Source organism: Kutzneria sp. 744, from assembly GCF_000568255.1.
In the GTDB taxonomy this organism is placed as follows: Bacteria; Actinomycetota; Actinomycetes; order Mycobacteriales; family Pseudonocardiaceae; genus Kutzneria.
The window spans coordinates 6,089,140-6,097,534 of sequence record NZ_KK037166.1 but is presented as its reverse complement, the minus strand read 5'-3'; the positions used below and the strand labels follow the sequence as shown (position 1 = coordinate 6,097,534).

The 8,395-nt window shown below is 70.7% G+C and carries 11 protein-coding genes; 3 read left to right on the top strand and 8 right to left on the bottom strand.

Annotated elements, in window-relative coordinates:
* The 5 genes from KUTG_RS27635 to KUTG_RS66430 all read right to left on the bottom strand — a co-directional run.
* A partial coding sequence (locus KUTG_RS27635) for an LLM class flavin-dependent oxidoreductase (protein WP_043720831.1) occupies positions 1-496 on the bottom strand: 496 nt, incomplete at its 3' end.
* A gap of 2 nt (positions 497-498) precedes the next feature.
* Complete coding sequence (locus KUTG_RS27630; RefSeq protein ID WP_043720825.1) at positions 499-1,461, bottom strand: ABC transporter substrate-binding protein; 963 nt, start codon at positions 1,459-1,461, stop codon at positions 499-501.
* The gene (locus KUTG_RS27625; protein WP_043720822.1) at positions 1,448-2,152 is read right to left on the bottom strand and encodes an ABC transporter ATP-binding protein; all 705 of its coding nucleotides are present in this window, start codon (positions 2,150-2,152) and stop codon (positions 1,448-1,450) included. The genes KUTG_RS27630 and KUTG_RS27625 overlap by 14 nt, the downstream gene beginning before the upstream one ends.
* Complete coding sequence (locus KUTG_RS27620) at positions 2,134-2,883, bottom strand: ABC transporter permease (RefSeq protein ID WP_084579848.1); 750 nt, start codon at positions 2,881-2,883, stop codon at positions 2,134-2,136. The genes KUTG_RS27625 and KUTG_RS27620 overlap by 19 nt, the downstream gene beginning before the upstream one ends.
* A 140-nt stretch (positions 2,884-3,023) precedes the next feature.
* The gene (locus tag KUTG_RS66430) at positions 3,024-3,098 is read right to left on the bottom strand and encodes a putative leader peptide (RefSeq protein WP_363893194.1); all 75 of its coding nucleotides are present in this window, start codon (positions 3,096-3,098) and stop codon (positions 3,024-3,026) included.
* 93 nt (positions 3,099-3,191) lie between these two features.
* On the opposite strand from KUTG_RS66430, the gene KUTG_RS27615 reads away from it, so the two are divergent.
* Entirely contained in the window at positions 3,192-4,724 is a 1,533-nt protein-coding gene (locus KUTG_RS27615) for a Na+/H+ antiporter (RefSeq protein ID WP_043720820.1), read from the top strand.
* Positions 4,725-4,743: 19 nt separating this feature from the next.
* Here the strand turns inward: KUTG_RS27615 and KUTG_RS27610 are convergent, their stop codons facing one another.
* Positions 4,744-6,033 carry an adenylosuccinate synthase gene (locus KUTG_RS27610; RefSeq protein ID WP_043720818.1) on the bottom strand — a complete coding sequence of 430 codons (1,290 nt, stop codon included), beginning with the start codon at positions 6,031-6,033 and terminating at the stop codon, positions 4,744-4,746.
* A gap of 68 nt (positions 6,034-6,101) precedes the next feature.
* Between KUTG_RS27610 and KUTG_RS27605 the strand changes: the two genes are divergently transcribed.
* Together KUTG_RS27605 and KUTG_RS27600 are read left to right on the top strand one after the other, a co-directional pair.
* Positions 6,102-6,782 (top strand): hypothetical protein, encoded by a 681-nt coding sequence (locus KUTG_RS27605; RefSeq protein ID WP_043720817.1) that lies wholly within the window; start codon positions 6,102-6,104, stop codon positions 6,780-6,782.
* Entirely contained in the window at positions 6,779-7,027 is a 249-nt protein-coding gene (locus KUTG_RS27600; RefSeq protein ID WP_232240979.1) for a hypothetical protein, read from the top strand. Before KUTG_RS27605 ends, KUTG_RS27600 begins: the two co-directional genes overlap by 4 nt.
* Before the next feature lie 58 nt (positions 7,028-7,085).
* Here KUTG_RS27600 and KUTG_RS27595 read toward each other — a convergent pair whose 3' ends face one another.
* Together KUTG_RS27595 and KUTG_RS27590 are read right to left on the bottom strand one after the other, a co-directional pair.
* Complete coding sequence (locus KUTG_RS27595; RefSeq protein WP_198047325.1) at positions 7,086-8,159, bottom strand: FUSC family protein; 1,074 nt, start codon at positions 8,157-8,159, stop codon at positions 7,086-7,088.
* Positions 8,160-8,167: 8 nt separating this feature from the next.
* Positions 8,168-8,395: DUF3151 family protein (locus KUTG_RS27590; protein WP_043720814.1), on the bottom strand; the 228-nt coding region annotated here is incomplete at its 5' end.

The following is an 8,395-nucleotide window of genomic DNA, read 5'->3' as shown; positions in this document are numbered from 1 at the left end:
CGCGAAGGTGCTGGCCGTCGAAGTCCACCGGCTGGCCCGACCACAGCTTGCGCACAATGGTCAGGAATTCATCGGTGCGGGCGTAGCGCTGGTCATGCTCCAGCCAGTCGCCGAACCGCTGCTGCTCGATGGCGTCGCCGCCGGTGACCACGTTGAGCAGCAGCCGGCCGCGGGAAATGCGCTGGTAGGTGGCGGCCATCTGGGCGGCCAGCGTGGGCGAGATCGTGCCGGGACGGAAGGCTACGAGGAACTTCAGCCGCTCGGTCTGGGCGATCAGCGCGGCCGTGGTCAGCCAGGCGTCCTCGCACCAGGTGCCGGTCGGGGTGAGCACGCCGGTGAAGCCGAGTTGTTCGGCGGCGCGGGCGATCTGGGCCAGGTAGTCGATGTCCGGGCCGCGCTGGGCCGGGGCGCCGGCCTCCTGCGAGCCGTGGAACCGGTCGACGATGGTGCGGCCGTCGCCCGAGGTGGGTAGAAACCAGTGCAGGACAACACTCATGGTCAGCTCCCCGTGCTCTCGTAATGCTTGTCCACGAAGGTGGCGAACGTCAGCTTCGCCGGAATCACCTTGGCCGCGGTGAAGGCGTCGGCCAGCTGCTGCTCGGAGGCGATCACCTTGTCGTCCAACGGGATCGGCAGCGTCGCCCCGTCGTTCACGGACGCCTTGGCCACGGCCGGGTCCAACCCGGTGACCTTCGACCACGAGGCGGCCCAGTCGTCCTTGTGCGAGTCGGACCACTTCTGGGCCTTGGCCAGCCGGGCCAGGTAGTCCTTGATCGCGGTCACCTTGGCCGGGTCGGCCAGCGCCTTGGACGCCGCCACCTGGAAGGAGTAGCCGTTGGCGGTGCCGCTGCTGCCGTTGACGATCGACCGGGCGTGCGCCTGCAGCAAGGCCTGCGAGGTATAGGGATCCCAGATCGACCAGGCGTCGATGCGGTGCTGGGTGAAGGCCGCATAGGCGTCCGAGGGCTGCAAGTAGTTGATCTTCACGTCAGTCAGCGCGATGCCGAACTTGTTCAGCACCGACAGCAGCTGCGCGTGGGCCGAGCTGCCCTGCGCCACTCCGATGGTCTTGCCCCTGAGCTGCTCGGGTTTCTGGATCGGCGAGTCGGCCGGCACCAGAATGGCGTCGCCCGGCCCCTTGTGCTGCCCGGCCTGCACGATGGTGATCTTGGCGTTGGCCGCGGCGGAGAAGATCGGCGGCGTGTTGCCGACGCCGCCGATGTCGATCGCGCCGGCGTTGGCCGCCTCCAGCAGCGGCGGGCCGGAGGTGAACGTGGACCACTCGATCTTGTACGGGGCGCCGTCGAGCAGCCCGGCGGCCTGCAACAACGCCTGCGAGCCGCCCTTCTGGTCGCCGACCTTCAGCACCACCGGCCCGGACGCGGCCGACGCGCCGCCGCAGCCGGCCAGCGCCAGCGCAGCCACGGCGAGCAGGGGTAACAGGGCCTTACGCGGCTTCATCGAGGGTCACTCCCAGGTCGGCGAGCACGCGGGTCCGCAGCTCGGTCAGGTCGGCGTGCCGGCGCGGCCGGCCGACGGGCGGCGTGTGCTCGGCGACGATGCGGCCCTCGTCAAGCACGAGAACCCGATCGGCCAGCGCCAGCGCCTCGTCGATGTCGTGGGTCACCAGCAGCACCGACGGGCGGTGCCGCTGCCAGAGGTCGTCGACCAGCCGGTGCATGGCCAGCCGGGTCAGCGCGTCCAGGGCGCCGAACGGCTCGTCGAGCAGCAGCAGGTCGGGTTCGCGGACCAGCGCACGGGCCAGGGAGACGCGTTGCGCCTCGCCGCCGGACAACGTCAGCGGCCACGCCTGGGCATGGTCGGTGAGCTGCACCTCGGCCAGCGCCTTGTCGGCCACCGAGCGGGCGTCGACCCCGTGCAGGCCAAGGGAAACGTTGCGCCAGACCCGCCGCCACGGCAGCAGCCGTGGCTGTTGGAAGGCGACGGAGACCGTGCCGTTGACAGTGGTCTCGCCGTCGGCTTCACGGTCGAGACCGGCCAGCACTCGCAGCAGGGTCGACTTGCCGGAGCCGCTCCGGCCCAGCAGTGCGACGAATTCTCCTTGCCGTACAACAAGATCCAGGTCGTCCAGCACGCGGCGGTCGCCGAACTGGCGGACCAGACCGCGCACGGTCACGGTGTGTTGCGCCATCGGAGCGCCTTTCTCTCCAGCGCGCGGACCAGCGCGTCGGTCGCCAGGCCCAGCCCCGCGTACACGACGAGGCCGACCACGACCTGGTCCGTGCGCAGGAAGTCGCGGGCGTTGTTGATGAGGTAGCCCAGGCCGGCGTCGGCGTTGATCTGCTCGCCGACGATCAGCGACAGCCAGGCCACGCCGAGGCCCTGCCGCAGCCCGACCAGCGCCTGCGGCAGGGCGGCCGGCAGCACCACGTGCAGCAGCCGCTCCCAGCGGGTGAAGCCGAGGACCGCGGTGGCCTCCAACAGCTGCGGGTCGGTGTCGCGGATGCCGGCGTACACGTTGAGGTACAAGGGAAACGCGAAGCCCAGCGCGACCAGCGCGATCTTGGGCTCCTCGCCGATGCCGAACCAGATGATGAACAGCGGGATCAGGCCGAGGAACGGCAGTGTGCGCAGCATCTGCACGGGCGGGTCGACCAGCACGGCGCCCCAACGGGACAGGCCGGCCGTGAGGCCGAGGGCCAACGCGATCACGGCGCCGACGGCGACACCGAGCAGTACCCGGCGCAGCGACACCACAAAGGCGTCGCCGAGCTGCCCGGACGTGGCCAGGTCGATGCCGGCAGCCAGCACCTTTGTCGGCGACGCCAGCTTGTCCTCGGACAGGATGCCGGTGCCGCTGGCGATCTGCCACAACAGCAGGAGGCCGACGGGGCTGAGCCAGCGCCAGGCGCCGGACAGCATGCGGCGGCGGGGTTTACGGGAGGGAATGGCCGCGGGCGCGTCATGCGTGCGGTCGGCGGTCCAGGACGGGAATCGACACGATTCCTCCGAGGCGGGGGTGGGCGCGCGAAGGTGAGGGGTTCTCAGCCAGTGGAAGGAAGTCAGCGAACCGGACAGACCGCGCTGGCCTGCCGGCGGAGGTCCACGTGCAGACGTGCGACCAGTCGTTCACCCATGCGTGGGAGTCTTGGCGAGCCGCCGACGGTGTGTCAACGCTGGTCGGGGCCGGTCCCGGATCCTGGGAGTCCGTCGGAGAGGGAGGCTTTCGGATGCACGGAGCCCAGTTGCTGCTCCTGGTCGTCGGCTCGATCGCGGTGACGGCGGCGGCCCGCCGCTGGGACCTGCCGGCCCCGCTGCTGCTGGTCGTGGTGGGCCTGGCGATCTCGTTCCTGCCCGGCGCCGACGACTACCAGCTGGATCCGCACATCCTGTTGGGCGTGGTGCTGCCACCGCTGCTGTACTCGGCGTCACTGGACAGCTCGTACCTGAACTTCAAGGCGGTGGCCGACCCGATCATCCAGCTCGGCGTGGTGCTGGTGGTGATCACCGCCTTCGCCGTCGGGCTGCTCGCGCACCTGCTGATGCCCGAGCTGCCGTGGGAAGTCGCGCTGCTGCTGGGGGCCGTGGTCGCGCCGCCGGACGCCGTCGCCGCCGTGGCCATCGGCCGCAAGCTGGGACTGCCGCGCGGCGCGATGACCGTGCTCACCGGGGAATCCCTGGTCAATGACGCGTCCGCGCTGACCCTGTACAAGGTCGCTCTGGCCGGCATCGCCGGCGCCAGCACCGGCCTGTTCGCCCAGCTTTCGACGTTCGTCATCGCCGTGGTGGTGGGCGTCGCCGTCGGCCTGGCGATCGGCGTCGTCGCCCACTTCGCCCGCACACATCTGGACGACACGGTGCTGGAATCCGTGCTGGGCCTGGTGGTTCCGTTCGCCTGCTACCTCGTCGCCGAGGAGTTGTACGGCTCCGGCGTTCTGGCCGTCGTCGCCGCCGGGCTGTATCTCGGGCACAACTCCCCGAAGGCCGGCTACGCCACCCGGCTCCAGGAGCAGTCGGTCTGGACCACTGTGGACGTTCTGCTGGAATCCCTGGTGTTCGGGCTGATCGGCCTGGAACTTCCGTTCGTGCTCAAGGGAATCTCCGACTTCACGGTGGTGCCGACCGTGCTGGCGCTGCTCGGCGCGGTGATCGTGGTGCGGATCGTTTTTGTCTTCGGCCGCAACATCCTGCTGCGGTTGGTCCGCCGACGGCGACGCCGGCCGTCCTGGAAGATCAGCGCCGTCCTGTCGTGGACGGGGATGCGCGGCGTCGTCACGCTGGCCGCGGCCGCCGGCATACCCGAGGACACGCCCGGTTGGGCCTACATCCAGTTCGCCGCGTTCGTGATCACGGTCGGAACCCTGCTGCTGCAAGGGATCTCGCTGCCGTGGCTGATCCGGGCCCTGAAGATCCAGCAGCCCGAGGACAGCGGTCAGGAGCAGCGGGCCCGCAAGGCCGCCGCAAAGGCCGCGAAGGCCATGCTGTCCGAGCTGATGCCGGCCGAGATCCCTGTGGAGCAACGCAAGGCGTTCGGCCAGCGCATGCACCAGATGATGCAGATGCGGGACCGGATGATCGAGCAGGACCCGTCCCAGGAGGGCGCGATCACCCGCGTCCGGCGGGAAATGCTGGCCAAGCAACGGGAAGTGCTCGTCGCCGAGCGCGCCGCCGGTCGCCTGGACGACGACGTCATGCGCAAGGTGATGCGTGAGCTGGACCTGGAGGAGGCCATGCTCGCCGGCACGTGGAGGTCACGCCTCTGACCTCCACGTGCTGCGAGGCTCAGTTCACGAACTGGTGGCGGACGATGGTCTGCTCACGGCCGGGGCCGACGCCGATGGCCGAGATGCGCGCGCCGGCGATGGACTCCAGGTACTCGACGTAGGCGCGAGCGTTGGCCGGGAGCTCCTCGAAGGTCCGGCAGGCGCTGATGTCCTCGAACCAGCCCGGGAGCTCCTCGTACACCGGCACGGCGTGGTGCACGTCGGTCTGGGTCATGGGCATCTCGTCGACCCGCTGACCGTCCACAACGTAGGCCACGCAGACCGGCACCGTCTCGTGGCCGGACAGCACGTCCAGCTTGGTGAGGAAGTAGTCGGTGATGCCGTTGACGCGGGCGGCGTAGCGGGCGATGACGGCGTCGAACCAGCCGGTGCGGCGGGAGCGGCCGGTGGTGACGCCGAACTCGCCGCCGGTCTTGCGCAGCCGCTCGCCCATCTCGTCGTTCAGCTCGGTCGGGAACGGCCCCGAGCCGACGCGGGTGGTGTAGGCCTTGAGGATGCCGATCACGGTGGTGATCCGGGTCGGGCCGATGCCCGAGCCGGCCGAGGCGCCGCCGGAGGTCGGGTTGGACGACGTGACGAACGGGTAGGTGCCGTGGTCGACGTCGAGCAGGGTGCCCTGCGAGCCCTCCAGCAGCACGTTCTCGCCGCGGTCGAGGGCCTGGTTGAGCAGCAGCCGGGTGTCGGCGATGCGGTGCTCGAACTCGCCGGCGTGCTTGAGCACCTCGTCGACGACCTGCTCGGGGTCGATGGCCTTGCGGTTGTACACCTTGACCAGCAGCTGGTTCTTGAAGTCCAGCGCGGCCTCGATCTTCTGCCGCAGGATCTTCTCGTCCAGCAGGTCCTGCACGCGCACGCCGACGCGGGAGACCTTGTCCTGGTAGGCCGGGCCGATGCCGCGCCCGGTGGTGCCGATCTTGGCCTTGCCCAGGTAGCGCTCGCTGACCTTATCGATGGCCACGTGGTACGGCATGATCAGATGGGCGTCGGCGGAGATCAGCAGGCCGCTGGTGTCCACGCCGCGGGCCTCCAGCCCGGCCAGCTCGTCCAGCAGCACGCCGGGGTCGACCACGACGCCGTTGCCGATCACGTTGCGCACGCCGGGGGTGAGGATGCCGGACGGGATGAGGTGCAGCGCGAAGTTCTGGCCGTCGGGGAGCACGACGGTGTGGCCGGCGTTGTTGCCACCCTGGTAGCGGACGACCCACTGGATGCGGTCTCCGAGCAGGTCGGTGGCCTTGCCCTTGCCTTCGTCGCCCCACTGGGCGCCGATGAGGACGATGGCAGGCATGTGAGACTCCCCGTGCTAGACGACTAAAGGCCGAATGCCGGTGCACGACTGTAGACCAGGAGGTGGCGATGGGTGCACTAGTGCTGGCCTGCGGAAAGGACGCAGGTTACGCTCAGTCACCAGCTCTTGCCGACCGTGACGAAGTGGAGCTGCACCGGGTCCCGGCGCGCCCCGGCAAGGATGACGTGGATCACCTGGTCAAGGGCCTGGACGGGCGGCGCCTGGTGGTGGTCGGCGACGACGCCGACCTGGCCGCGGTGACGCTTCGCCTGCTGCGCAAGGAGCTGCTCAAGGACGTGACGGTCGGTTTTGTGCCGACCGCGGCGGACTCGACGGTGGCCTCGCTGTGGGATCTGCCACTCGACGCCGGACGGGCCGTCGACATCGCCCTGACCGGCGACCCCGATCCGGTGCCGCTGATCCGCGACGACAGCGGCGGTGTGCTGGTCGGCCGAGGCGTGATTGGGCCGGTTCGGGGCATGGCCTACTGCGACGAGACCGTGGTCCTGCGGGGTCAGGCCAGCCGCATTACCGTCAGTCCGGACCCGGACCGCGCCGGTCTGCTGGTGCAGGTGACCAAGCGGGCGCTGATGGTCAAGCGCACCACGGCGGCGCAGGGCCGGGCCTGCCAGATCGGCTGCGTGCCGGCGATCGTGCGGCTGGACGGCGTGCCGCACCCGCGCCCGGTGACGAAGTGGACCTGGTACCGCAACTCCGACGACCTGAGGTTGGCGAGGGGCTTGCTGTGACGCTCACTTCCCTGTTCAAGGCCGGGCCCGGCGGCGTGATGACCGACGACGTCGGCGTCGTCACCGGCGACCTGGAGCTGCGCACCACGCTGGCCGAGGACGGCGCGGTGACCGTCGAGGTCCGCTACGAGGGCGCCGACGAGTGGTACCGCCTCTCGGCCGCCGACTGCCGGCTGGCCGACCCCAAGGACCACGAGCCGGTCCACAACGCCCTGCACGGCGTGCTGAACCGGCCGGAGGGCTGAGGCCGGTGTGAAAGCGCCATTCCTCGCATTGAACGTGAGGAATGGTCCTTTCCAAACGTTAGAGCGGCGGCAGCGCCGAGAGGGCGTCGGAGCGGCTGACGCCGCCGGCGACGAGCAGGTCGACGACGATGGAGCGGAGCTGGGCGACCATGACCCGCACCGAGAAGTCGTCGGCGGACAGCAGCTGATCGGTTTCGGCGGCTGAGCTGCGGAGCAGGGCCCGGGTGCGGACGGGATCGACGCCGCGGGCCAGCTCGTCACGCAGGGCGTCGACGGCGTTGGCCAGGCCGTCGAGCACAGCGGGCAGCTTGTCCGGCACCTCCTCGCCGTCCCGCAGCACGGCCAGGGCCCGCCGGGCCAGCACGCGCGTGTTGCGGACGGCCAGGTCGACCGGCCCGGAGGCGGCGCGGTACCGGTCGAGCTCCCCTCGGTTCCGCCAGCGCAGTGGCGCGATGGTCGCCACCTCGGCGCTGGTGACCAGGGCGGTCTTGAACTCGTCGATGACCTTCTGTGACGCCCGGGCCCGGCTCAGGGCGGCCGCGGCGGCGACGGTGTCGTGGTCCAGCACGGCCCCGCCGATGGCCCGCAGCACGCCGGCCAGCTCGCCCAGTACGACGCGGCCGTGCCGGTGGGCGAGGGTGAGCGGGTTGGGCGGGAACAGAGCGATGGCGATCAGCCCCATGGCCCCGCCGATCAGGGCGTCGATCATCCGGTCGAAGCCGCCGGTGGTGGTCGGCGGGGCCAGCGTGGCGATCAGCACGGCCGAGGTGCCCGACTGGAGCGCGATCACCGCACCGCCGTCGAGGAACACGGCGGCGGCCATGGCCAGCATGACCACCAGCACGATCTGCCAGGTGCCGGCGCCGATGCGGGAGATCAGCACGTCGCCGACGCCGACCCCGACGCTGACGCCGACCACCAGCTCGATGACCCGGCGCAGCTTCTGGCCCAGGGCGACGCCGATGCAGGTGACCGCGGCCGCGGGCGCGAAGAACGGCTGGGCGTGGCCGACGAGGTCGGTGGCGACCAGCCACGACCCGCCGGCGGCCAGCCCGGCCTGGGCGATGGGCAGGGCAGTGCGCTGGAGCCGCCGAAAACGGCGGCGCAGCTGCGCCCGCAGCCGTACGAGCACGTCGGGGATCAGGCCAGGCCGAGGGCCACGGCCGCCTGCGGGTCGCTGTCCGCGACGAAGGTGCGGCAGCGCTCGTACTCCTCGGTCTCGCCGATCTCGCCGGCGGCCTTGGCCAGCGCGGCGAGCGCGCGCAGGAAGCCCTGGTTGCCGCGGTGCGCCCACGGCACCGGGCCGAAGCCCTTCCAGCCGTTGCGGCGCAGCTGGTCGAGGCCGCGGTGGTAGCCGGTGCGGGCGTA

Bases quoted from the DNA above. Each gene is read 5' to 3' on its own strand.
- KUTG_RS27615 (WP_043720820.1), top strand. From the start codon at position 3,192: ATGCACGGAGCCCAGTTGCTGCTCCTGGTCGTCGGCTCGATCGCGGTG.
- KUTG_RS27630 (WP_043720825.1), bottom strand. From the start codon at position 1,461: ATGAAGCCGCGTAAGGCCCTGTTACCCCTGCTCGCCGTGGCTGCGCTG.
- KUTG_RS27605 (WP_043720817.1), top strand. From the start codon at position 6,102: ATGGGTGCACTAGTGCTGGCCTGCGGAAAGGACGCAGGTTACGCTCAG.
- KUTG_RS27625 (WP_043720822.1), bottom strand. From the start codon at position 2,152: ATGGCGCAACACACCGTGACCGTGCGCGGTCTGGTCCGCCAGTTCGGC.
- KUTG_RS27620 (WP_084579848.1), bottom strand. From the start codon at position 2,883: ATGCTGTCCGGCGCCTGGCGCTGGCTCAGCCCCGTCGGCCTCCTGCTG.
- KUTG_RS27610 (WP_043720818.1), bottom strand. From the start codon at position 6,033: ATGCCTGCCATCGTCCTCATCGGCGCCCAGTGGGGCGACGAAGGCAAG.